The sequence below is a fragment of the Niabella ginsenosidivorans genome, assembly GCF_001654455.1.
Lineage (GTDB): Bacteria > Bacteroidota > Bacteroidia > Chitinophagales > Chitinophagaceae > Niabella > Niabella ginsenosidivorans.
Window position 1 is genome coordinate 3,997,145 of record NZ_CP015772.1, and the last position, 24,611, is coordinate 4,021,755.

Genomic DNA, 24,611 nt, shown 5'->3' on the forward strand with positions numbered 1-24,611 from the left:
CCTATCTTCTTTTACCTGTTATTTTTTTTGCGCCTTCGTGCCCGTTTTCAGCAGCCTTTTCAAACCAGTACAGGGCCTGGTCTTCATCTTCATCAACCCCCTCTCCCATCAGGTAGCAATTGGCCAGTTCAAACTGGGCATTGGCCAGTTCATTGTTAGCGGCGTTTTTAAATAATTCCACCGCCTTTCCCGGTTGCTGCTGCACTCCCTCCCCTTTTAAATATTGCCGCCCCAAGGCAACCTTTGCGTTATCATTCCCTTCATTGGCGCTCTCGCTGAACCACCGGAAAGACGCTTCCAGGTTTTTGTCGGTTCCATAACCATCATAATAACATTTTCCCAGGCGGTATTTCGCATTCGTGTTCCCGTATTCCGCTGCTAATGTATATTCATTAAAAGCTGTAGCCGGGGAAGCTTCTGTTCCAATGCCGTATTCATAACACAGGCCCAATCCATCAGAAAAGACCTGCTGTTCTTTTGCCCTTTTATAATAATCAATTGCTTTATCGTATTGTTCCAGGCGGTTATAATCAAACAGGTAATAATCTCCCAGTTCCAGCAGCGCATACGGATGCTCCTGTTCAGCCGCTTTTTCCAGCCATTCCCGTCCTTTTTCAGCATCAGGCTGCGCATAGCCATGTAAATAATAACGTCCTACGGCATACTGAGCATATACATAGTTCTGCTGAGCCGCTTTTTCCATATATCCGACCGCTTTTTCCCGGTCTTCCGCAACCCCTTCTGCACGTTCATAGCTCAAAGCCAGTTCGGCCAGTGCTTTGGGATAACCGGCATCAGCTGCTTTCTTTAAATATTCAAACCCTTTATCATAATTCTGCTCTGTACCCACGCCGAATTTATAACAACGCCCCAGCTCATAAACCGCATTTATTTCGTTATAACCAGCTGCATATTCATAACAGGCAAATGCCCCGGCAGGGTCTTTTTGTCCGGACCGGTGATAGTCAAACTCAAGGTACAGGCCCTTCAGGTAATTGGCATAAGGGTATCCTATTGCCGCTGCCCTGCTGAAATACTCAAAGGCTTTTGCATAATCCTGCCGCCCGCCTGATTCTTCATAAAGACCCAATTCCACATAAGCCTGTGCGTTATTGCCCGCTGCAGCCTTTGTAAAATAAGAAAGCGCTGCGGGCATATCCGCAGGTGTATCATCAAAGCCGTATTTTAAAAACCGGCCGGTATTATATTGTGCCACCGGCAGGTTTTTGTCAGCCGCCTGTTTGTAATGCTCCAATGCCTTTGTAAGATCCGCTGCAATGCCCATATCCGGCTCGCCATATTCATAAAAATTACCCAGGCGGTAGGTTGCATAGGGAATCTCCTTCTGATGCAGCTCCGTAAAAGTGGCATATGCAGTTTCTTTATTAACGGGCGTTACCGTGCCTTCCAGATGCATTTCGGCCCATTCAATAGCCGCATCAATACTACCGGCTTCCTTTGCCGCTTTCATTAAGGCCAATCCTGCGGGAATATCTTTTATCCATTCATTGTACAAATACAGGTAAGCCAGCCGGTAGGCAGTATAGCTGTTCCCATACTTCCAGGCCTGCTTCAGCCAGCAGACCGCTTTATCAAAATCCTGTGCAGACTGCGGCTGCTGCGGCAGATACCTTAAGCCCAGGCTTACAGCGCCGTCTATTGCCCCGAGATCATATGCTTTTTTTATAGCACCAAGCAAAGCCTCTTTTTCTTCGTCTGATCCTGCGTCGGGCCATTGCACATCCGTCAGCACCAACCGGCAATAAGAAGAGTTATATTTTTCAATTCCTTCTTTTAGTATTTCCAGCTGTTTTTCCTTTTCCTCCTTCCTCCCGTAATAACCCTGCAAAGCATGATAATAATTTTTGCGGATCTTTTTATCCGGATGCTCTTTCAGCGCGTAAAATGGTTCCGTCAGGGTTGCCTCGGGGCTAAACCATATAAGATAATAGTTATAGTAAATAATTCCCCAGGGGTTGTCCTTTTCTGCCAGCTCCTTAATTGCTACAAGCGCCTTTTCTTTATCGGCGCCCGGCAGCAATCCTGCATACTGATAATAACAGTATACAGGAGCGGCTGCTTCAACACCTGCTGTTATTGCCTGCCGGAACCATTGTTCTGATTTCTGCAGATCACGGTATTCTCTTCTTGCAAGTACATATGCAATTGCCAGTTCCAGGCCCGCTTCAGGGCACAGGGCAGCCAACCTGCCCAATATTTCAGTCATTTTTTTAAAAAACCATTGATAGGCTTCATCATCCAGGTAAACGCTGGCGGTATGATCCGCCCCGTCATAAAACAGCAGGTCAAATAAACTGGTCAGTTGCTCTTTGGGCGCTCCCTCCCGGTACTCACTGATCAGTTGCTCCAACAAAGCAAGCCCCCGGAACCAGTTTTCCTGCACCCGGATATTCTTCTCATTCAGCTGGCTTAAAAGACCGGGATCAGGCTGGACACTATTATTAAAGTACTTTTCATAAATTACAATATTATTCATAATTAAATATTTATTCTGGTCAGGCGCCGAAAGTAATATTTTCCTGAATACTTTTAAATAAGGGGTTTTAGAAATTGATCTTAAACACCTGAATCCATCCCCCACTTGTCATTTTTTTGTCAGCAAATTAACCGTTAAGCGTTACCTTTGTAGGCAATTTAATCACCTTCTATAAGAAAATATGAACTGGTCTCAACTTTTTACTTCCGCGGTGGGTAAGAAAATTACCATGGCCCTGTCGGGAATTTTTTTAATCCTTTTCTTAATTGTTCATGCCGGATTAAATGCTTGTATATGGGCAAATGACGGTGGTGTTATGTTTAATGAAGCAGCTCATTTTATGGGCGCAACCGTGGTGCCCCGTGTACTGGAGATCGGCCTTTTTGTATTTTTTCTGATCCATATTATCCAGGGCATTGTTCTGGAAATTCAAAACCGCAGCAAACGGGGTATTGGCTATGCCGTTAAAATGGGCAACCGGGGCAGTACCTGGAACAGCCGTGCAATGGGCATTTTAGGTGCGCTTGTGTTGATTTTCCTGGTGATCCACCTCAGCGATTTCTGGTTTCCCAGCCGTTTTGGCGGACTGGAATCGATGTACATCGATACAGCTTCCAACCAGATTGTTCCGCCCGGAACTGCCGGAGGTAAGGAATACCACGACCTTTACGGCGAAATGCAGCATCAGTTTACACAATACCCCTGGATCATTATTGTTTATGAAGTGGGTGTTATTGCGCTTTTCTGGCACCTGGTACACGGATTCCAGAGCGCGTTCAGAACATTGGGGCTGACCAATCATAAATATATTAACCTGATCAAAGGAACAGGTGTTGTTTACTCCGTAATCATCTGCCTGGCATTTATGCTGATGCCGCTAAGCTTTTATTTCGGATGGATCCATTAACACAGCGGGGCTATTGTTGGTATCTTAAATTAGAAATCTCATCCCGATAGCTATCGGGACTCAAATCTCAAATCAGTTATGCTTGATTCAAAAATACCAGCCGGAAAATTAGAAAATAAATGGACCGATTATAAGGGACATTGCAAATTGGTAAATCCGGCTAATAAAAGGAAATTAGAAATCATTGTTGTAGGAACAGGGCTTGCAGGGGCTTCTGCCGCCGCCTCTTTGGGCGAGCAGGGCTACCAGGTAAAGGCATTCTGTTTTCAGGATTCCCCACGCCGCGCACACTCTATTGCCGCACAGGGGGGGATCAATGCAGCCAAGAACTACCAGAACGACGGGGACTCTGTTTTCCGTCTTTTTTATGATACGATAAAAGGCGGAGACTACCGTTCACGGGAAGCGAATGTACACCGCCTTGCGGAAGTAAGCGTGAACATTATTGACCAGTGTGTGGCACAGGGCGTTCCCTTTGCACGTGAATATGGAGGCTTATTAAATAACCGCTCCTTTGGCGGGGTACAGGTAAAAAGAACTTTTTATGCAGCAGGGCAAACCGGCCAGCAATTGCTGATTGGTGCCTACCAGGCTTTAGAGCGCCAGGTATCACAGGGAAATGTAAAAATGTACAATCGCCATGAAATGCAGGATATTGTTGTAATTGATGGCAAGGCCAGGGGCATTATTGCGCGCAACTTAATTACCGGCCAGCTGGAACGTTTCTTTGGGCATGCAGTAGTGCTGGCAACCGGCGGGTATGGAAACGTGTTCTATCTTTCTACCAATGCCATGGGCAGCAATGTTACTGCCGCATGGAGGGCACATAAAAAAGGAGCCTATTTTGCAAACCCTTGTTTCACACAGATCCACCCTACCTGCATTCCTGTTTCCGGCGACCACCAGAGCAAGCTGACGCTGATGTCTGAATCCCTGAGAAATGACGGGCGCATCTGGGTGCCTAAAAAGCAGAATGATACCCGTAAAGCCAATGATATACCGGAAGATGAACGGGACTATTACCTGGAAAGAAGGTACCCGGCCTTTGGAAACCTGGTGCCCAGGGATGTGGCATCCCGCGCTGCAAAGGAGCGTTGTGATGCGGGCTATGGTGTGGGTACGACCAAACAGGCGGTTTACCTCGATTTCAAATACAACCTGATCAACAAATACGGCCGTGCCGAAGCCAATAAGCACGGTATACAGAATCCTGATACCGAAACATTGATCCGCCTGGGCAAGGAGGTTGTAAAGGAAGAATACGGGAACCTGTTTGATATGTATGAAAAAATTACAGGTGAGAACCCTTATGAGGTTCCGATGCGCATATACCCTGCAGTGCACTATACAATGGGGGGCCTTTGGGTAGACTATGAGCTGATGACTACAGTAAAAGGGCTGTTTTGCCTGGGCGAAGCCAATTTCAGCGATCACGGCGCCAACCGTTTGGGCGCTTCTGCGCTGATGCAGGGACTGGCGGATGGTTATTTTGTAATTCCCTATACTATTGGCAATTACCTGGCTGATGAAATAGCAGTGAAACCCATCCCCGTTTCTGACCGCTCTTTTGTTGAAGCAGAAGCACATGTAAATGAGCGCATTAACCGTTTAATGAGCATCCAGGGCACACAAACCGTAGAAAGCTTCCACAAACGTCTGGGAAAAATAATGTGGGAAAAATGCGGCATGGCGCGTAATGAAGAGGGACTTAAAGAAGCCATCCAGGAAATAAGAGACCTGAGGACCGATTTCTGGAAAAACGTGCGGATACCCGGCGGCATCCATGAAATGAACCCTGAGCTGGATAAAGCAAACCGTGTAGCCGATTTCCTGGAGCTGGGAGAACTGATGTGCATGGATGCGCTGGAACGCAGGGAAAGCTGTGGCGGCCACTTCCGCGAAGAAAGCCAGACACCGGATGGGGAAGCGCTGCGTCATGACGATGAATACATGTATGTAGCTGCCTGGAAACAAACAGGTGAAAACAGCTGGGAGCTGGAAAAAGAGCCGTTGAGCTATGAGGTGATCAAGCCTACGCAACGGAATTATAAATAATTTGAAAATCGGGAAATTTCAAAATTTGAAAATGTCCATTAGTAGGACATACTCAACCATCGCTCGTGAAGATTGAAAATAACACATAACCGGGGAATTAGGTATTTTAGAGAGACGAATCTATTCTTTCACCTATTAAAACCCAGGTTATGAGAAATGATAAAGAAAATGTGATTGTTGATAAAACAATCAGTTTTTCACTTGCAATAATTAAATATTGCGAAGTTCTTGAACAAAACAGGAAGTATGTGATTGCAAAGCAGTTGCTACGATCAGCAACATCAATAGGAGCAAACGTATTTGAGGCGCAAAATGCTGAAAGTAAGGCTGACTTTATTCACAAAATGAAAATTGCTGCAAAAGAGGGCAGTGAAACCTTGTATTGGCTGGTCTTATGCGAAAGAAGCGAAGGCTATCATTTTGATGCCGCACTAAAATCAGCTATTGAAGAAATTATACGAATTCTGTCAAAAATCATTTCTTCATCCAAAGGGAAAATACCCGGTTTTATTTGGTCTGTACTGTACGCATTTTTCAAATCTTCAAATTATCAAATTGAGCAATTAAATAGAAAATATGGAACATTACAATATGAACCTTACTTTGAAGGTATGGAAACAAAAAAACGCTGAAACCGGCGGAAAGTTCGAGACCTACAAAGTATCCAATATCTCATCGGAAATGTCGTTCCTGGAAATGTTTGATGTGTTGAACGAACAACTGGTGCGTGAAGGGAAAGAACCCGTAGCGTTTGACCATGACTGCCGCGAGGGTATTTGCGGAATGTGCTCCATGTATATTAACGGGCGCCCCCATGGCCCCTGGCACGGAACCACTACCTGCCAGCTGCACATGCGTGCTTTTAAAGATGGAGATACAATTGTTGTTGAGCCCTGGCGCGCCAAAGCATTCCCAGTAGTAAAAGACCTGATCGTAGACCGCAGCGCGTTTGACCGCATCATACAGGCGGGTGGTTATATTTCTGTGAACACCGGCAACGCCCAGGATGGTAATAATATACCTATTCCAAAGGAAAACGCAGATAAGGCCTTTGCCGCTGCTGCCTGTATTGGGTGCGGTGCCTGTGTGGCGGCCTGTAAAAATGCGTCGGCATTGCTCTTCCTGTCTGCAAAGGTTTCCCACCTGGCCCTGTTACCGCAGGGAGAAACTGAAAGAAAACAAAGAGCTTTGAACATGGTGGCTCAAATGGATAAAGAAGGGTTTGGGGCCTGCACCAATACCGGTGCCTGCGAAGCGGTTTGCCCCAAGGAAATCGAGATCACTAATATTGCCCGCCTGAACAGGGAATACCTGATGGCTGGCCTGGCCTCAGATACAAAAGAACAATGACAAAAGATCCGGTATAATAAAAAGCCCAGTATCAAATGCCGGGCTTTTTTATTGACCCGCCCTTCTTTTAAAAACAGATCGCAGCCAAAGGTAATAATGATGTGAAATAAGGAGATTCACATAGCAGTGCGGTTCAGCTATCCGGGCCTTGCCATTTAAGCCAGGGAAAAAATCACGACGGTATCTTTAGCCATTGGCTATTATACCGTTTAGACCTTTAAATTGCACCAGGTGAAGGTATGTCAGGCTGATTGTCACAGCGCCTGTCGAACTGTTGACGAAGCCTCGATCGATGGATATTAATGCTCTTCGTCAGGCTGCCAGTGACAGAGTGTTATTGTTTTGAAATCAATTTTGCCTTTTGTCATGCCGTTCCGATAGTTCGGAATTGTTTCGGCATCTATTTATCGCTCAACAGACGCTGAAACAAAAACAGATCCCGGAACAGGTGGGGAATGACATCTTCAGGGTAACCCTTAAGAAGGATTGTCATCGCCTCATCCGAAGTTTCGGATGATTTTGTTTTTGCAAATGGAAAACTCAGGGTGACCGTGCTCTTTTAATGTCGAAATAGTATTATTTCAACAGGCTTTAATGAAACGGCGCACCTGCGGGAACAAAGGTTATCTCAAAGAGTATGTCAGCCTGGCAAATTGGTCATTTCAATATAAACCACAGCCGGCAGACTTAAATGCAACATTTTTGTTGATAAACCATCCGCTCTTCTCAGACGGCTGTTTTATTTCTCTTTTTAAAAGGAGTACTTTATACCAAACTGTACAGAATAATAAGGGCTGGCAGTCTTCGTCTTTGTCCCTGCATTTTGATTAACGCTGTATATATACGATTGTGTTTGCTGGTCAAAACCGGTAACATTATAAAGCGTTGTATTTACAATCTGGCTGTAACCGCCCCATTCATGGTTCAGCAGGTTCAGCACATTAAAAATATCTGCCCGTAAGGCAATTTTATGTGTTTGAGCTATTTTGAACTCCTTTGCAATACTCATATTCCAGATAGACCGCCAGGGCTGGAGGCCCCCGTTATAGGCGGCAAATTTTCCAAAGTTGTGTTCAAGGAATTTCCTGAATTCCGGGCTCGTTTTCTCCAGAAGACTGTTCATATCCTTTTTAATAGCATCCGGGGTTGCCGGATCATTCGGATCATATATATAGGCCAGGCTTGTTCCGTCATTGCCTTCCCCTATAATATCCTTATTAATATTGACCGTGTATCTTGCATTCTGGAACAGCTGGAATGAAGAGCTGATGCTAAAGCCATAAAATGTAGGGCTCAGGAACAATGCCACCAGTTTATTGGGCTGGTCCCCATCGCTGTACCAGTTCTTCCCGTATTCGCCATAATTCCAGTAAGAAGGTCCTACACTAAAATTGGCGTTCCGCGGATCACCGTTATCATAGGGGGGAGTACCCGTAGCTTTTCCCCTGGCATAAGAAAGGCTGAACGATCCGTCTTTACCGATCCTTGCCGCAGCTTCTATCATAAACCCAAGGTATTTGGATGCCCATGAGGCGTTGGTAAAATAACGGACCTGGTTAAAATTGGCACTCTTTCTTGAATTTTGTAAAATAGGAATAAAGCTGGTGCTGGAGGTGTTGGTCAGCGTGCCCGCCGGCACATACACTTCCCGCCCTTCATTGGTAACAAATTCAGGCTGGGATTTCAGGTTCAGGTCGTATAAATAAAAATTATCCCAGGTATTATTAAAGTAACCATTGATACCGGCGCGCAGCCAGTCATTAAAGTAATGATAGAAACTGATGTTGGTTTTAAAAGTAAGCGGGTTTTTCAGGTTCTTATCAAGCACCAGCACCGTTGCCGGTTGCTTGCCCGATGAAGGCAGGGAATTATAATAGTCTACCCCGGGTACCAGATCAAAGTCAGACTGGTAAGCAGCCCAGTCCGGTACAGGAACATTCTGGCGGATATCTACCTGCCGATAGTTTACTCCATTATCAATATGGGCAAATGTTAATGGCTGGGTGGTAAATTCAGAGGCAAAGAGCCCTGCGCCAAACTTAAAAATATCCCTGCCATTATTATGAATATCCCAGATCAGGTTGATACGGGGCTGAACATTTTTTGCATCAAACGGCCGCACATCTGTGCGCACTCCCAGGTCTTTATCCAATTGTTCATTATAAGCAGGTTTATTGCCGATCAGCGTTCCATCCCAGCGGATACCGGCAGAAAAATTCAGGTTAGGGCGTAGATTTGTTTGCATTTGCACATACAAACCAAACTCAAACAGGGGCACGCTTACCGGGGGATTATTGCCATTCAGGGGAATTTTACGGTTGAACTCATACGGCAGGTTCTTTTGCATACTATCAATACTTGCGTAATAAAACTGTCCCTGCTGATCATGTGTCAGTTGATCAGTAATATGGTTAATATTGTTATCCGTACCAATGACAAAATCAACATTTCCTTTTTTAAAGTAATAATTATCCACCAGTTGAATCACATTGGAAGCGTCTGTTTCCGGCACCCAGTTCTGGTTACCAAAAGCTACGGTGCGTGTATCCGTACTACCGTCGCTGAATGTGGAACCAACGGTTACAAAGCCTTCCGGAACGCGGTTGTACAGGAAGTGCAGAAACTTCCGGTAGGTACTGTAGTTCAGTTTCAGGTCATTATAAGATGTAGAAGAAACCTCTGTTCTTAAGCTGAGCATTGCTGCATGATCTTCTTCAATACCGGTATATTGCGTGGAAAGCAGCCCGTTGGATTTTAATTTATTGGGGTCTACAAAATGCAGGTAATTGTATTTCAGGGTCAGCAGGTTTCTTGCATTGATATTATAATCAAACTTGGCAAACACATTTCTTGTAGTCTGTTTAATATTAATGGTGCCATACTCCTGGCCCACGGGAAATCCAAACTGCTGCTGCATAATGGACACAATCTTCTCCATATTTTCCCTGGTAATTTTCAGGTTTTTTTCTGCCTGCTCCTGTGTTGCTCCGGCTGTATTAAAATCATAAGCGCTAAACGGGATCGTATTCGTGTATTGATCATAGGCTACCAGAAAATGCAGTTTATCTTTAATTACTGGGCCGCTGAATAAGGCACCGAACTGATCCATCTTATATTTACTGTTGAGCGTGTGCCCGTAAATGTCTTTCTTTGCCGCTAAAGCATTTGCCCCGTAATAGCCCCACACGGATCCGGAAAAGGTATTGGTGCCTGATTTTGTAATGGCTTTCACCACACCCCCGGAACCGCGCCCGTTGGTTACATCATAATCATTTGTTGACACTTCAAATTCCCTGATGGTTTCCGAGGATATGGAAAATGCTGCATCCGTTACGCCCCCAAAAGTTGCACGCCGGTTGCTTACCCCATCCAGCATATACCCTGTTCCTCCTGCTTTTGCGCCGGCTAATGACGAGCCGCTGGCCAACGGCGATAAACTGGTAAGCTCTGTATAATTCCGGCTTGCTAAAGGCAACTTTTGCATGGTCCTGGAACTGATCGCCGTAGCGGTTCCCAACCGGTCAATACTATTGTTAAAGCTGCTTGAAACTACTGTTACATTGCTTAATTCACTTACCTTTTCACTTAATACCACTCTTCGAAGCACCAGGTGGTCTCCAAGGTTCAGTACGTTCTTTAATATTGTTGTAGGCTGATATCCAACCTGCGATACTATGATATCATAGGTGCCGACCGGCAGGTCAGACAGGTTAAAATACCCGTTATTGTTGGCTGCTGTATTCGTGGTAAAACCGGTATTGGTGTTTTTTACCATAATGGTGGCGGCCGGAAGCACCTGGTTGCTGTCATTAAAAACAAAGCCGCTAATAGATGAACCGCTGTTTTGGGCAATCAGGTCATTTGCAGAAATAAAAGATAATAATAGTAATAAGAACAGGTATTGAAAGCAATGTTTGTTCATATAAAGAAGAGTATAAGGTTTTCAATTGCAGGCAAATTTATCAGCAAGCAATACATGACCCGTACATTGCTTACTGATTTAATGATAACTTAATAGATCGCCGCCAGGGATACCATGAGCGCTGTAAAAACCGGTAACGTCAGAGAACGGAAGGTATTTTCTATAATTGCTTTTGATTAAATACTTTATCCTCCGGGTGTTTTGTTTATTTAATAATTGATCTTTGGCAATGAAAGATTTTTTTGCACAACAATAATCCTTGTAACAAAAATGAGCGCAATCACAATGAACTTACAGATGTCTACATTCACCTCCAGGTGCAGCAGTAAAAAATAAACCAATCCTCCGAAGATACAAACCGTTGCATAGATCTCCCTCCTGAAGATCAGCGGTATGGTGTTCAGGAGAATATCCCGCGTAATACCGCCAAAGCAACCGGTAATAGTACCCAATGCAATGCAGATACCGGGGTTCAGCCCGAAATTGATCCCCTTTTGTAACCCCACCACTGTAAAAAGCCCCAGCCCTAGGCTGTCAAATAAAAAAAGGGTTACTTTCAGCTTCCGGATATAGGTCTTAAAAATAATTCCGGCTACAGAAGTAGCCAGGATCACCAGGCAAACCTGCACATCGCGCATCCAGGCTACCGGCACATCGCCAATCAGCAGATCCCGTATCGTTCCGCCGCCTATTGATGTTACAAAAGCAATGATCAACACCCCAAAAGCATCCAGCTTACGCTGCATAGCAGAAAAGGTTCCGGAAATCGCAAACGCAATAGTGCCCAATAGCTCAATAATTCCTGATGTACTGGAAAACATAAATTATAAAAATTCAATGCTCATATCTCATATCTCAATGCTCACATCTTCCATCTCACTACCAGTTATTTCCCTGCTCTTCATTCATCCGTTCAGAAACATCTTCCGGTTTTGTATGCCTCCAGTCAGGATCGTAGGGTACGAACCAGGATAGCCACAGGCTTCTTGAAAAGCGCATCAGCCAGGGCTGCAGGAGGATCAGCGCCACAGAATTAAAAATAAGCCAGTACATAAAGCGGCGGTCTTCCGTTGAAAAACCAATTACCAGCCACCACAAAACAGCGCTCAATGCCGTAAGGATCACTGCAATGAAATAGCTGACATAGCCGGTTCCGTAATAAAAACCCACTTCAATTTCTGTGGGCTGCCCGCAAACCGGGCAATATTTATTCATTTTAAGGACACCCTTTATGCGAAAGGCAAATTTTTGTTCAAACAGCTTCCCTTCCCTGCATCGCGGACAATAGCAACCCAACACCGAAGCCAGGTACCCTCTGTTGCTTTCTTCCGGTTTCATAATTAAGGAATTTAAACCTCAAAGGTACAAACAATACAGGGCCTGCCCATTTTTTACATATGCTGAGCCCTTTATGATCAATCGTTATTTATAAAACTTCCAGAATCTTTTCCATCTGCGTGCTGCGGCTCCCTTTGATCAGCAGCAACGTGTTTTCCGGCTTATGGCCTTTCATCCATTCCGCAGCCTTATCTGAAGATTCAAAACAGTTGAACTCATTTGCATAAGGTGCAAAAGGTTTTCCTACCAGCACTACATTTTGCCATTTATAGCGCCGGATCAGTTCCACAATACTTTCATGCTCTGCTACTGAGGCTGCGCCCATTTCCGCCATAGCGCCCAGCAGCAGCATCTTATTGCTGCCGGCCCTATCTGCAAAATTTTCAATAGCCAGCTTCATACTGCTGGGGTTAGCATTGTAGGCATCCAGGATAATCTTATTGGACCCTTTTTCAAGCAACTGGCTACGGCTGTTGGAGGGCGTATACTGCTCAATAGCTCTTTTTATTTTCTCCATCGGAATATTAAAATAATCCCCTATAGCCGTTGCCGCCAAAACATTCGGCAGATTATAATCGCCCACCAATTGCGTTTGAATAGTAGTTGTTGCTGGTTTTATAAAATTGACTTCTAAAAAAGCAGTATGTCCCTTTGCGGCACCCACAACATCCGCCTCACCGGTTCCATAGCTGACAATTGTTGCAATGCCCCTGCTCATGGCACGCAGGTAATCATAGTCCCACATTACAAAAGCAGTTCCGTCTCCACGCTCCCGCAAAAAATCATACAGCTCCCCTTTCCCTTTTTTAACACCTTCCAGACTGCCAAAGCCTTCCAGGTGCGCCTTGCCCACATTGGTAATTAAACCATGGGTGGGCTTTGCCACCCGGCAATAGCCTTTTATCTCCAGCAGGTGATTGGCGCCCATTTCAATAACCGCCATCTGTGCATCATCCCTGATCTTTAGCAATGTTAACGGCACACCAATATGATTATTGAGGTTTCCTGTAGTAGTATAGGTTTTGTATGTGCTGCTCAGTACAGCATGGATCAGCTCTTTGGTAGTTGTTTTACCATTGCTGCCGGTTATGGCAATCACAGGAAACCGGAACTGGTCCCTGTGATGGGCGGCCAGTTGCTGCAAGGTCGTCAGCACATCGTCAACCAGGATGGTTTTACCCGGAATTTCATAAGCTGCTTCATCAATAATCACCCTGGCTGCGCCTGCATCCACCGCCTGCTGTGCAAAACTGTTCCCGTTAAAATTGGGGCCTTTTAAAGCAAAGAACAGCTCCCCTTCCTTTATCTTTCTTGTATCTGTCTGCACATCAGGATGCTGCAAATACACCTGGTAGATTTCCTCAATATTCATTGAACAAAAATAAAGAAAACTGCTTGCGGATATGCTGTCCATCTTTTCAGGATGCAAAGTTATCCGGGCCCTGGCAAAGGCAGCATCAGTGCAATAGCAGCCATGCATATACGGATCAATAACACAGTTATCCGCTTCATGCTGATCAATATTAAATTTAATGCCTATATTGGCGTCGTACAAAATTTTAACGGGTTGATACATCAGCCGGTAACCGGCCAGGATGGTTAAAAAAATAAATGAAATGGCATACAGAATAGGTTCAGGGATCGATTTTCACCAGTTTGCAGAAGGACGGGAGCTTTGGATCGGCGGCGTAAAAATCCCCCATCACAAAGGTGCCCTTGGTCATAGCGATGCAGACGTTCTGTTGCATGCTATCTGCGATGCGCTGCTGGGGGCTTTAAGCCTGGGCGATATTGGCCTTCACTTTCCCAATACGGATGAGCGCTTTAGAAATATTGACAGCAAACTTCTTTTAAAAGAAACTATGAAGCTGGTTTTGGCTAAGGGTTATAAAGTGATCAACGTGGATAGCACCCTTTGTTTACAGGAGCCCAAAATAAAAAAATATGTGCCCTCTATGCAAATGGCCATTGCAGGTATATTAGCAGTTACAACGGATGATGTGTCCATAAAGGCAACGACCACAGAGGAAATGGGCGCTATTGGCCGTCAGGAAGGGCTAATGGCCATGGCCACTGTTTTGTTACAAAAAATATAAAATTTACAGGCGCTTTTAAAGAGTGTTAAAGTAGTATGATATTCGTACCAAGCATTTATCTTTGTTATAATGGCAGCAGTTGCAATAAAAATCATTAATCAATCAGCAAACCCTTTGCCGGAATATGCCACATCAGGCGCATCCGGTATGGATATCCGTGCTTCACTGAAAGCCCCCGTTACCTTAAAATCCCTGGAAAGGGCATTAATACCTACCGGCATCTTTATGGAAATACCGGAAGGCTTTGAAGTACAAGTGCGCCCCCGTAGCGGCCTGGCCATAAAACATGGCTTAACCTGTTTAAATACACCCGGTACTATTGATGCGGATTACCGGGGTGAAGTAAAAGTAATTTTAATCAACCTTTCCAATGAGGATCAGGTGATCCACAATGGCGACCGTATTGCACAGCTGGTGGTTCAAAAAGTGGAACAGGCAACATGGATCGCTTCAGAAACCCTTAGCGAGACCGTTCGGGCGGCCGGAGGTTTCGGGCATACCGGAAAACAATAATGCCCAGCCCAATCTGCAGTTTTTTAACTGCGGGGTATTCTATTTTATCAATAAAAACCAGGTGAATGAAATACATTCTATTTGTTTTTTCAGCAATGATCATTTTTGCATCCTGTAATCCTGCAAGGAAGGCACAGCGTATGCAGTCCCAGCTAACCCCCTCGGATTCGTCGCTTAACGTAGCCTCGTCCTCTACAGATGAAACAGACAAGCTAAAGGACAGGGACACCGCTATGGTTACAGAATCCATCAGCACAGTTCTTGAAAAGCTGAACCATATCACTTACACTACTTTTTCAGGCAAAGCCGATGTGTCCTATACGACCAAAGGCGATACCAAGAATTTTGACATTAAAGTACAAATGATGCGGGACAGTATTATATGGGTATCCGTAACCGGCCCTTTAGGAATTGAAGGCGCCCGGGGCATCATAACAAAAGATTCTGTACGCATAATAAATAAGCTTAATAAACAATATATTACCGCCAGCTACGTTTATTTACAGGAGCAGCTGGGCCTACCTGTTGATTTAATAACGCTCCAGGATCTGCTGGTGGGCAACCCGGTGTTTATTGACAATAACAACAGCAGTTATACCAAACAGGACAGTACTATTGAGATCACCAGCCGAACAAGATTTTTCCGGAACCTGTTAACCGTACTGGCCCCGGATTACCTGCCTTCTAATAGCAAGCTGGAGGATGTGGATGCCGGCAGGAACAGGTCTGCTGAACTGAATTATGGAAATTATGAAAAGGTAAATAACTTTCAGTTTCCCAGATCTCGTCAGATAAATGTAAAATATAAAACAGATATACAAATAACATTCAATTATAAATCTTTTAATTTCAACGAAGCGATAAACACACCGTTTACCGTTCCCAGGGGCTATAAGAAGGTAGACCGATAGCCTTGCAGCTTAAAACTTTGAATGCTTTATGATTATAACAAAAAACTGGCTTCTGGCAGGTTTGGTATTATTAGCCGGAAATTTATTTGCGCAGGATGATGTAAAGGTGACCCTGAAGAAAGACCGCGCAATGATGATCAATGAAGTGAACCAGATTGAACGTACCTTTAAAAGCACCAAAACGATTTCCCGTGAAGCAATGATTCAGCTGACCGACCTGAACCGGAAAATAGAGGGGCAGGAACGATATGTGGTAAGCATGTCCAGGCAGGAACCGCCGATGTTCAATACAGAAGAAATGCAGGATGCCACCCGGGAAATAACACGTATAAAAAGCACGGTAGCAACCCTCAGGAATTATTATTACCACCCGGAGACCATTCCAAAAGAGAATACGGCAGCCAGCCGGCCACCGGCGCAAACGCAAACATATACCCCGCCGGCCAGAACATATCCCGTATTACCGCCCCGGCAACACGCTACGTTCCCGACAAGCAATGCCGCCCTGACCGGAGACTTTGGGCTGTATAAAGGCCAGATTCCTTATCCGCTTGAAAAAGGAACCATTACCCAGGGATTCGGGCATTTTAAAATTGAAGGCTCAGGCCCGGATATTGTTGGCGATAACCCAGGCTGCACTTTTGCTGCCCCTGTTAATACACCCGTAAAAGCGGTTTTTGAAGGTGATGTTATCAGTGTTTCCAAACTGGGGAGCACTTTTTATATTGTCATCCGCCATGGGCGCTATTTTACCGCTTACAGCAATCTTGCCAGCTCCACGGTGCTGAAGGGCTCCAGAGTGAAGCCCGGCCAGGTGATCGGAACTGTTGGCCGTGATGATGAAACCGGTTATGGAAAGCTGGATTTCATTTTAATGTTCGACGATAAAAACCTGGATCCCCAACCCTGGTTTGTACGCCAGCAGTATGGTCAGTAGCTCCGGCAGGCAGGAAATACAATTATACTATTTCGACGTTAAAGGAACACTGTCTCCTCAAGGCAATCATAAAAGCGTTGCATTTAAGCTTATTGGGATAATAATTTTTCAATCGTCATTGCCCAAGGATGATCCGGCTTCGGCAAGCTCCTGACATACCTTCACCTGGTGCAATTTAAAAGTCTTAACAGTATTATGGTGTGATGCGGCCCGCATTATTCATTAAAAAGGGCTGTTTCTGTTGAAAAAAGCCCTTTTTAATTTATTACCAGCTCTTACATTAAATGATCAGCAGGGCATCTCCATAGCTGAAGAAGCGGTATTTATCCTTAATTGCCTTTTTATAAGCTTCAATGGTCAGTTCATAACCTGCAAAGGCACTGGTCATGATCATCAGGCTGGTCTTGGGCAGATGAAAGTTGGTAACCAGGGCATTGGCAATATTGAACTCATACGGGGGATGAATGAACATATTGGTCCAGCCCTCAGACGGTTTTAACAGTTTTTGCGCGGTAAAGGAAGATTCCATAGCCCGCATGGTAGTAGTTCCGATAGAGCAAATGCGATGATTGGTTTCTTTGGCCTTATTAACAATACGGCAGGCCATATCATCAATATGATAATATTCTGCATCCATTTTATGTTTGCTCAGATCCTCCACTTCAATCGGGCGAAAGGTTCCCAGGCCTGTATGCAGGGTAACCTCAGCAAAACGGATGCCTTTGATCTCTAGCCGTTTGATCAGTTCGCGGCTAAAGTGCAATCCCGCAGTGGGCGCTGCTACCGCGCCTTCATGCTTTGCATACACGGTCTGGTAGCGTTCCTTATCCTCCTCATCGGGCTTGCGTTTAATATATTTGGGCAGTGGCGTTTCTCCCAAAGCCTCCAGTTGCGCCTTAAAATCATCCTCGGAACCTTCCCACAAAAAGCGGATGGTTCTTCCGCGGCTGGTTGTATTATCAATAACTTCGGCCACCAGCTCTTCGTTATCGCCAAAATAGAGTTTATTTCCCACCCTTATCTTGCGGGCCGGATCAACAATCACGTCCCAAAGGCGGTTTTGCTTATTCAGCTCCCTTAAAAGGAATACTTCAATCTTTGCCCCGGTCTTTTCCTTGCGGCCGTACATACGGGCAGGGAACACCTTGGTATTGTTGACCACAAATACATCCTTATCATCAAAATAGTCCAGTATATCACGGAAATGTTTATTCTCCATTTGTCCGGTCTGGCGGTGAACCACCATCATACGGGCGTCTTCTCTTTTTTTAGCGGGATGTTGTGCAATAAGGTTTAAGGGTAGGTCGAATTGAAATTGTGAAAGCTTCATTATACTGTTTAAAGATTTAAAATAGTTATTTTTAAAACAGGTGAAGCGGGGTGGAAGTGTTGAACATGATTGACTATCAATATGTTTTATCGCTTCGATCCCCGGTCTTACGGCACCGGTTTTCGATTAATGCGTGCAAAGGTACTAATTTTTTTAATTATCAATAAATTTGTCTTCAAAACCCAAAAACCGGCCAGTAATAACGCACAGCGCGGTATTATCTTTCTGACGAAAGCTTTCGTTTTATACAGTATTACCATAAACCACACAACTGTTATGAAACCATTACCTGCATTGCAGCTTGCTTTATTGCTGACCTTGCAATGCCTTCAGGCGTCCAACGCGCATCGGCATTTCAGGCGGGCTGAATTTCTCAGGCGCCGAAAATAAAAAACAATGATCACTGGTCCAATACATCCAAAACGCATAAAACCGGTTTTTATGCGGAGGCAGTTGTTGAAATTCCTGTCGGAACAGACTATAGCCTTCAACCGGAGCCGGAATATATTTGTTCCAACGGCAGCACCAGGCTACAGCTATTCTTCTGAAGAAGATGCAACACCCACATTCATTCAATTACTGATACATTTTGTTTATAACCCACGCATAAGCCGTAACCGCAATGACCATGTATACAGCCAGCCCTTCGATATTAGGATCAACGCATTACTGGGCTATAGAATCATCATTATATAATACATCTACAGGATTAAAAAATGTTACAGCCCCTTATGAACATCAGAAAAGAGCGCGTATTAAAGAACAGATCATCCGGCATTGCTCCTGGCTATCTGTTTTAAGGCGTTTACAGCCTGTCGAATAAAAATTTAAGAGGCCGCCACGATACCTCTGGGTATTGAAGCAATGAGCGCCCTGGTGTAGCTGCTCTCCGGGTGCTCATAAATGGTGTCTGCGGGACCGCTTTCTTCAATTTTTCCTTTATTCATTACAATGATCCGGTCGCTGAAATAACGCACTACGGAAAGATCATGACTGATAAAAACAATGGTAAAGCCCAATTCCCGTTTCAGGTCATTTAAGAGATTCAGCACCTGTGCCTGCACGCTTACATCCAGCGCAGAAACAGATTCATCACAAATAATAAAGGATGGGTTTAAGGCAAGGGCCCGGGCTATTACAATACGCTGGCGCTGGCCACCGCTGAACTCATGCGGGTAGCGGTTATAATGTTCCGGCAGCAACCCTACTTTTGTCAGCAGTTCCTCAGCACGTTCTCTCCGTCCGGCTGCATTTGTTATTATCTTATGAACTTTGAGCGGTTCTTCAATGGCAGGGCCGATCTTTTTTCTTGGGTTCAATGAAGAATAGGGGTCCTGGAAAATGATCTGCAATTGTTTTCTTAATCCGCGCAATGCTTCTTTTTTAAAGAAGGCCATGTCTTTATTTTGGTAAACGATCCTTCCGCTTGTTGCAGGTACCAGTTGCAGCAAGGTTCTTCCCAGTGTGGTTTTACCACAACCGCTTTCCCCTACCAGGCCCAGTGTTTCATTTTCGTAAACATCAAAGCTGACATCATTTACCGCCCGGGTATAGCTAACGGGCTTCCCCAGCCAGTTGGTTTCTTTTGGGAACCATACGTTCAGATGGTCTACATGCAGCAACACTTTCTGCCGGCCCGCTTCCGGCAATGATGGCCTTACAGGCAAAGCCACTTCAACCGGTTCTTTTTTAGGGCTCATAAAATCACTTACCACAGGCAGGCGTTCTCCCCGTTGATGATTGACCGGCCTGCATGCCAGCAATGCTTTGGTGTAAGGGTGTTTGGGCTGGCTGAAAAGATCCGACACCGGTCCTTCTTCCATAATTTCGCCTTTATACAGCACCACCGCGCGGTGCGCAATTTCTGCAACCACGCCCAGGTCGTGCGTAATAAAGATTACGCCCATGCCCGTTTCCCTCTGCAGTTCTTTAATTAACTGCAATACGGTTTTCTGAACGGTTACATCCAGCGCTGTTGTAGGTTCATCACAGATCAGTAATTCCGGTTTGCAGCACATGGCCATGGCAATCATTACACGCTGTTTCTGCCCGCCGCTTAACTGATGCGGGTACCGGTTATAAATGGCCGGCGGATCCGGAAGTTTTACTCTTTCCAACCACCGGATCGCTGTTTTTTTTGCTGCTTCTTTTGAAACACCGGTATGCACCCGAATGGCTTCTGCCACCTGGCTGCCACATGTATATACAGGGTTCAGGGAAGTCATAGGCTCCTGAAAGATCATGGAAATGGCGTTTCCCCTTATTTCCTGCAATGTTCCTGTGGTCTGCTTTAAAAGATCGATCGCGCTGCCGTCTTCCTTATGAAAAATAATAGCGCCCTGCACATATTTCGCCGGAGGTGAGGGAATCAGCTGTAAAACAGAAAGCGATGTAACAGATTTACCGGAGCCGGACTCCCCAACCAGCGCAACAATCTCTCCTTTCCTTACCTCAACAGAAATATTCTTTAACGCATGATTCACACTGTTTCCTGTAACAAAATCCACTGAAAGATTGCGGATACTTAATAAGGGCTGTTGCATTCTTATTGAATTACTTTAATGTTCAGCCGCTTATGAGGTGTTGGGTAATAAGCCATGCATACGGCACAGTGCTGGCTGGTATCTTTCGGAACAATTTCAAAATAAAAAGTAGCCCCTTCTTTAAGGGTAGCCGGAAAGCTGCACGGATTACTGATGGCAAACGCATTTTTATAGATTTTACCGGTTTGCGGGTTGGTCCAGGAAGCCTCTACAAGCGAAGTATCGATATTGCCTTCAATAACAGAAAAGGTATTGTTAGAACAAAGGGCAGCTACTTCAAAGCGGGCTTTATACCGGCCCGGAACGCTACGGGAGGCCCTGGGGGTACAAGCCGTAATTACTGAAATACCTGCCACTAAAACAAATACAAAACCGGTATTTTTTTTCATGTGCATTTTATTTACTGGTTTAAAGAGAAGCGTTTTTCTTACAGGCAGAAAATTACGCATAAAATCTTACTCAGGGTTTTTAATTGTTTATTTTTTAACGCTTCACCTCTGCAGCCCTTCTTTCACCAGACCGGGAAAAACTATGTTTTATTGTCATGACGCATTTTTATGCCTTCTTCAAACTTATGGTCACGGCGCTTTCACTTTAAAACTTCAATACTTAACTTTTTATCTAAATTGTACACAGGATATATAGCTAAACAGGGATATGCTTCTTCGGGGGCCTCCGTTATTTTAAAGGAAAATTCATCACCCGTTTTAATATCTGCCGGAAAAGATATGGGGTTCTTTACCTCAAACACATTTTTATAGTATGCTTTTGTAACCGGCTGCTGCCATTGTTCCAAAGTACGTCCTTTGCTTATGGTTCCGTTGGTAATGGCGCAAATATAGTCTCCGCATGCTCCCTGAAAGATCAACCGGGCTTTAAAAACCGTTGATTCCTGTTCAACATGGTGTTTCTGACAACCTGCAGCCCAAATGCCAAACAGCAGCGGTAACAGTACACTTCGTTTCATACAGCATTGCATTTATTTATATTTAGTAAACGCAGGAGCCTCCTTAAACGCAACAATGCCATCAGAACCTCAGGTGCCGTACGGTCTGGCCGTTATTGATCAGCTGTTTTAAAGAATCAATGCCTATTTTAAGATGATTTTCTACATACCTGGCTGTTACTTTTTTATCGCTTTCCGCTGTTTTTACCCCATCCGGTATCATGGGCTGGTCGCTTACCAGCAATAAGGCCCCTGTTGGTATCTTATTATAAAAACCTACTGTGAAAATGGTGGCGGTTTCCATGTCAACGGCATAAGCCCTTATTTTTTGCAGGTAGGCTTTAAAGGATTCATCATGCTCCCACACCCTGCGGTTGGTTGTATAAACAGTGCCTGTCCAGTAATCGGTCTTTGCCTCCCGTATGGTCGTGCTCACTGCTTTTTGCAACGCAAAGGCAGGTAAAGCGGGCACTTCTTTTGGAAAATAATCGCTTGAGGTGCCCTCACCTCTTATAGCTGCTATAGGCAGGATCAGGTCGCCCACTTTATTGCGTTTTTTCAGTCCGCCGCATTTTCCCAGGAACAAAGCGGCTTTAGGGCTGATCGCAGTCAGCAGATCCATAACAGTAGCTGCCGTAGGGCTGCCCATGCCAAAATTGATGATCGAGATATTATCCGCAGTAGCACATTGCATGGGCCGGTCGGCACCTATCACTTCCACATCGTGCCATTGGGCAAACAGCTGCACATAATTGCTGAAGTTGGTCAGCAGGATATATTCTCCAAAATTCTTTAAGCTTTCACCAGTGTAACGGGGCAGCCAGTTCTTTACTATTTCCTCTTTCGTTTTCATTTTCTCGATTTTTCAGCTATTAACCATATGGAATATTCCATATTGGCTGATGCTAAATTAACCTTTATTTTTGGTTCAATGATTCTTATTCAATACCCCGATCCTGATTTTCGTATTGAAACCCGAAACGGGCTGCCGCATATCTTTGATGCACTGAGAAAAAAATGGCTGGTGTTACAGGATGAAGAGTGGATCCGGCAGAATTTTATACAGTACCTGCTCAAAAAAATGAACTATCCCAAAACCCTGATCGCACTGGAAAAGGAAATAAAAGTTGGCGAGCTCAGAAAACGTTTCGATATCCTTGTTTATGACTCCCGGCTACGCCCCTGGATGCTGATTGAATGCAAGGCAGGCCAGATAACCCTGAATGAAAATGTACTCAGCCAGGCGCTCCGCTACAATATTGCATTACCGGCCCGGTACCTTGTTATTACAAACGGCAATGAAACAATGGGCTGGAAAAAGGAAAACGACCAGTTAATCACAATTGACCGGCTACCTGAATTTTTCACTGACCACTAAACCTTTTGATCCCTGTGTATAGGAATAAAAACCTTCACCGGATTTAATGCCCAGCTTCCCGGAGGCCACCATATTTACCAGTAACGGGCAGGCAGCATATTTAGGGTTCCCGAAGCCGCTGTACAGCACATTTAAAATGGAAAGGCAAACATCCAGCCCTATAAAGTCTGCCAGTTGCAGCGGCCCCATCGGGTGCGCCATACCCAACTTCATAATGATATCAATTGCTTCCACACCTGCCACACCCTCATATAAGCTGTAAATGGCTTCATTGATCATGGGCATAAGAATACGGTTGGCTACAAAGCCGGGGTAATCATTGGCCAGTGCAGGAATTTTTCCCAGCTTCCTGCTCAGTTCTACAATGGTTGCTGTAACTGATTGGGCGGTAGCATACCCGTTAATGACCTCTACCAGCTTCATAACCGGTACAGGGTTCATAAAGTGCATACCGATCACCTGTCCGGGCCGCCCGGTAGCTGCCGCAATCCTTGTAACAGAAATAGAAGAAGTGTTGGTTGCCAGAATACAATCCTTTGGAGCTGCCGCATCTGCTTTTTTAAACAGCTCCAGTTTCAGCGCCTCATTTTCCGTTGCAGCCTCTACTACCAGCTGAGCAGCGTCAACTCCTTTTTCAATCCTGCTCTCTGTAATAATATTCTGTAAAGTGGCTTCTTTTTGCTCCGCGGTTATTAGTTCTTTTGCCAGCTGACGGTCCAGGTTCTTTTGAATTGTTTTCAGCGCTTTTTGTAGTTGTGCTTCCGACACATCGATCAGCACCACCTGATGCCCGTTTTGTGCAAACACATGCGCAATACCATTTCCCATGGTTCCGGCGCCAATAACAGAAACATTCCTGATCATATAAGAGCAAATTTATTTATGCAAGATTAAGAAAGAAAGAATAAGCGAATAAATATATTTCTAAATTGGTGAAGGTTGTCAGGTTCCCGCAGCTGCGCAGATTCCCTGGAGGGGCGAACGGAAAACCTCTGCTCTGATCCTTTCCAAAGCTTCGGAACAGCCGCAGATAACGATCTTTATTTAAATGACAGCAAGCTTTATTGAAACATCCGCAGGCCTGTTTTATGATCAACGCTAGTCTGCAACAACAAAACGCCGCCGGGTTCGCGCAGATCCTGCAGAAGAGCAAATGAAAATCTGCGCCCGTATGTGTTTGACAGCGGAAAATACAACCGGTAGCGTATCAGCTATAGTTCTCTACTAAAAGTTCCCGCAAAAATGCGCAGATCCCGCGGAAGGGTAAGTAGAAAGCCTGCGTTCGTCTGCGTATTCAGCAGGAGATCTTCTCAACAGCCTTTTTATTTAAAAGAGAAATCTTATCGTTATTTATATTTGTTCAGCAAAGCTGATAAAATATGCAAAAGCAAAAGCGGTCTTTACTATGGATGCTGCTTATTATAGCTGCCCTGGTATATTACTGGTACTCCCACAAAAAAGGACCGGACCCGGCACTCCCTGTTACACCACAGGTAGTAAAAACGGATCCTTCCGGTAATACTGACAAGAACATTCAGCCGCCATCCCAGGCTTCTGTTGAGGAACTCACAAAAGAATCCGCAGTAGTGCCTTATGTAAAACAAAACGGTCATTTGCCGGATTATTATATAACCAAGCGGGAGGCCCGCAGCAAAGGCTGGGAACCTTCCAAAGGAAATTTATGTATGGTACTGCCCGGCAGGGCCATTGGCGGCGATATTTTTTCCAACAGGGAAAGATCGCTCCCGGAAAAGCAGGGCCGGAAATGGTTTGAGGCAGATATCAATTTCAGTTGCGGCAGGCGTAATGCCGACCGGCTGCTGTTTTCCAGCGATGGCCTTGTGTTTGTTACCAAAGACCATTACAGAACCTTCCAGGAAAAATAAAA

At 44.9% G+C, this 24,611-nt stretch carries 23 protein-coding genes; 12 read left to right on the plus strand and 11 right to left on the minus strand.

The genetic code is table 11. From position 1 onward, the window contains the following. Nucleotide 1: 1 nt before the first annotated feature. The gene (locus A8C56_RS16825; protein WP_067758560.1) at nucleotides 2–2,497 is read right to left on the minus strand and encodes a tetratricopeptide repeat protein; all 2,496 of its coding nucleotides are present in this window, start codon (nucleotides 2,495–2,497) and stop codon (nucleotides 2–4) included. A 181-nt stretch (nucleotides 2,498–2,678) separates the two neighbouring features. Here A8C56_RS16825 and A8C56_RS16830 point away from each other — a divergent pair, with 181 nt between their 5' ends. From A8C56_RS16830 to A8C56_RS16845, 4 genes are all read left to right on the plus strand, one after another. After that, nucleotides 2,679–3,404, plus strand: coding sequence for a succinate dehydrogenase cytochrome b subunit (locus A8C56_RS16830; RefSeq protein ID WP_067758562.1), 726 nt, complete (start codon nucleotides 2,679–2,681; stop codon nucleotides 3,402–3,404). A 78-nt stretch (nucleotides 3,405–3,482) separates the two neighbouring features. Further along, nucleotides 3,483–5,459: a fumarate reductase/succinate dehydrogenase flavoprotein subunit gene (locus tag A8C56_RS16835; protein ID WP_067758564.1), complete on the plus strand. Its 1,977-nt coding sequence runs from the start codon at nucleotides 3,483–3,485 to the stop codon at nucleotides 5,457–5,459. Nucleotides 5,460–5,608: 149 nt separating this feature from the next. Further along, a complete protein-coding gene (locus tag A8C56_RS16840; protein WP_067758565.1) occupies nucleotides 5,609–6,091 on the plus strand; it encodes a four helix bundle protein in 483 nt (160 codons plus the stop codon). Continuing rightward, a complete protein-coding gene (locus tag A8C56_RS16845) occupies nucleotides 6,036–6,809 on the plus strand; it encodes a succinate dehydrogenase/fumarate reductase iron-sulfur subunit (protein WP_067758567.1) in 774 nt (257 codons plus the stop codon). The genes A8C56_RS16840 and A8C56_RS16845 overlap by 56 nt, the downstream gene beginning before the upstream one ends. Before the next feature lie 751 nt (nucleotides 6,810–7,560). Here A8C56_RS16845 and A8C56_RS16850 read toward each other — a convergent pair. From A8C56_RS16850 to A8C56_RS16865, 4 genes are all read right to left on the minus strand, one after another. Next, complete coding sequence (locus tag A8C56_RS16850; protein ID WP_067758574.1) at nucleotides 7,561–10,731, minus strand: TonB-dependent receptor; 3,171 nt, start codon at nucleotides 10,729–10,731, stop codon at nucleotides 7,561–7,563. Nucleotides 10,732–10,940: 209 nt separating this feature from the next. Continuing rightward, on the minus strand, nucleotides 10,941–11,552 hold the full coding sequence (locus A8C56_RS16855; RefSeq protein WP_067758579.1) for a trimeric intracellular cation channel family protein: 612 nt from the start codon (nucleotides 11,550–11,552) through the stop codon (nucleotides 10,941–10,943). Between the two features lie 58 nt (nucleotides 11,553–11,610). Then, nucleotides 11,611–12,069 carry a DUF983 domain-containing protein gene (locus tag A8C56_RS16860; protein WP_067758581.1) on the minus strand — a complete coding sequence of 153 codons (459 nt, stop codon included), beginning with the start codon at nucleotides 12,067–12,069 and terminating at the stop codon, nucleotides 11,611–11,613. 88 nt (nucleotides 12,070–12,157) lie between these two features. After that, the gene (locus A8C56_RS16865) at nucleotides 12,158–13,441 is read right to left on the minus strand and encodes a UDP-N-acetylmuramoyl-tripeptide--D-alanyl-D-alanine ligase (RefSeq protein WP_067762185.1); all 1,284 of its coding nucleotides are present in this window, start codon (nucleotides 13,439–13,441) and stop codon (nucleotides 12,158–12,160) included. 51 nt (nucleotides 13,442–13,492) lie between these two features. Here A8C56_RS16865 and A8C56_RS16870 point away from each other — a divergent pair, with 51 nt between their 5' ends. The 5 genes from A8C56_RS16870 (at nucleotide 13,493) to A8C56_RS16890 (ending at nucleotide 16,526) form a co-directional block, all read left to right on the plus strand. Then, on the plus strand, nucleotides 13,493–13,672 hold the full coding sequence (locus A8C56_RS16870) for a hypothetical protein (protein ID WP_067758584.1): 180 nt from the start codon (nucleotides 13,493–13,495) through the stop codon (nucleotides 13,670–13,672). A 13-nt stretch (nucleotides 13,673–13,685) separates the two neighbouring features. Beyond that, the gene (gene ispF / locus A8C56_RS16875; RefSeq protein WP_067762187.1) at nucleotides 13,686–14,165 is read left to right on the plus strand and encodes a 2-C-methyl-D-erythritol 2,4-cyclodiphosphate synthase; all 480 of its coding nucleotides are present in this window, start codon (nucleotides 13,686–13,688) and stop codon (nucleotides 14,163–14,165) included. A 69-nt stretch (nucleotides 14,166–14,234) separates the two neighbouring features. After that, entirely contained in the window at nucleotides 14,235–14,678 is a 444-nt protein-coding gene (gene dut, locus A8C56_RS16880; RefSeq protein WP_067758587.1) for a dUTP diphosphatase, read from the plus strand. Nucleotides 14,679–14,743: 65 nt separating this feature from the next. Next, nucleotides 14,744–15,589 carry a DUF4292 domain-containing protein gene (locus A8C56_RS16885; RefSeq protein ID WP_067758590.1) on the plus strand — a complete coding sequence of 282 codons (846 nt, stop codon included), beginning with the start codon at nucleotides 14,744–14,746 and terminating at the stop codon, nucleotides 15,587–15,589. A 28-nt stretch (nucleotides 15,590–15,617) separates the two neighbouring features. Further along, a complete protein-coding gene (locus tag A8C56_RS16890) occupies nucleotides 15,618–16,526 on the plus strand; it encodes a murein hydrolase activator EnvC family protein (RefSeq protein WP_067758593.1) in 909 nt (302 codons plus the stop codon). Nucleotides 16,527–16,806: 280 nt separating this feature from the next. Here the strand turns inward: A8C56_RS16890 and queA are convergent, their stop codons facing one another. Further along, nucleotides 16,807–17,856, minus strand: coding sequence for a tRNA preQ1(34) S-adenosylmethionine ribosyltransferase-isomerase QueA (gene queA / locus A8C56_RS16895; RefSeq protein ID WP_067758596.1), 1,050 nt, complete (start codon nucleotides 17,854–17,856; stop codon nucleotides 16,807–16,809). 441 nt (nucleotides 17,857–18,297) lie between these two features. Here queA and A8C56_RS16905 point away from each other — a divergent pair, with 441 nt between their 5' ends. Further along, on the plus strand, nucleotides 18,298–18,552 hold the full coding sequence (locus A8C56_RS16905; RefSeq protein WP_067758603.1) for a hypothetical protein: 255 nt from the start codon (nucleotides 18,298–18,300) through the stop codon (nucleotides 18,550–18,552). Nucleotides 18,553–18,683: 131 nt separating this feature from the next. Here the strand turns inward: A8C56_RS16905 and A8C56_RS16910 are convergent, their stop codons facing one another. The 4 genes from A8C56_RS16910 to A8C56_RS16925 all read right to left on the minus strand — a co-directional run bounded on the left by A8C56_RS16910 (nucleotide 18,684) and on the right by A8C56_RS16925 (nucleotide 22,198). Further along, a complete protein-coding gene (locus tag A8C56_RS16910; RefSeq protein WP_067758606.1) occupies nucleotides 18,684–20,399 on the minus strand; it encodes an ABC transporter ATP-binding protein in 1,716 nt (571 codons plus the stop codon). Between the two features lie 2 nt (nucleotides 20,400–20,401). Next, nucleotides 20,402–20,788 carry a hypothetical protein gene (locus A8C56_RS16915; RefSeq protein WP_067762189.1) on the minus strand — a complete coding sequence of 129 codons (387 nt, stop codon included), beginning with the start codon at nucleotides 20,786–20,788 and terminating at the stop codon, nucleotides 20,402–20,404. 200 nt (nucleotides 20,789–20,988) lie between these two features. Further along, entirely contained in the window at nucleotides 20,989–21,366 is a 378-nt protein-coding gene (locus A8C56_RS16920; protein WP_067758609.1) for a hypothetical protein, read from the minus strand. Nucleotides 21,367–21,427: 61 nt separating this feature from the next. After that, nucleotides 21,428–22,198: an AMP nucleosidase gene (locus A8C56_RS16925; protein ID WP_067758612.1), complete on the minus strand. Its 771-nt coding sequence runs from the start codon at nucleotides 22,196–22,198 to the stop codon at nucleotides 21,428–21,430. A 78-nt stretch (nucleotides 22,199–22,276) separates the two neighbouring features. Between A8C56_RS16925 and A8C56_RS16930 the strand changes: the two genes are divergently transcribed. Continuing rightward, nucleotides 22,277–22,723 (plus strand): type I restriction enzyme HsdR N-terminal domain-containing protein, encoded by a 447-nt coding sequence (locus A8C56_RS16930; RefSeq protein WP_067762193.1) that lies wholly within the window; start codon nucleotides 22,277–22,279, stop codon nucleotides 22,721–22,723. Here A8C56_RS16930 and A8C56_RS16935 read toward each other — a convergent pair. Further along, the gene (locus A8C56_RS16935) at nucleotides 22,697–23,587 is read right to left on the minus strand and encodes a 3-hydroxyacyl-CoA dehydrogenase family protein (RefSeq protein WP_084490254.1); all 891 of its coding nucleotides are present in this window, start codon (nucleotides 23,585–23,587) and stop codon (nucleotides 22,697–22,699) included. The genes A8C56_RS16930 and A8C56_RS16935 overlap by 27 nt on opposite strands. A 515-nt stretch (nucleotides 23,588–24,102) precedes the next feature. Here A8C56_RS16935 and A8C56_RS16940 point away from each other — a divergent pair. Continuing rightward, entirely contained in the window at nucleotides 24,103–24,609 is a 507-nt protein-coding gene (locus A8C56_RS16940; protein WP_067758617.1) for a ribonuclease domain-containing protein, read from the plus strand. Nucleotides 24,610–24,611 lie beyond the last annotated feature (2 nt).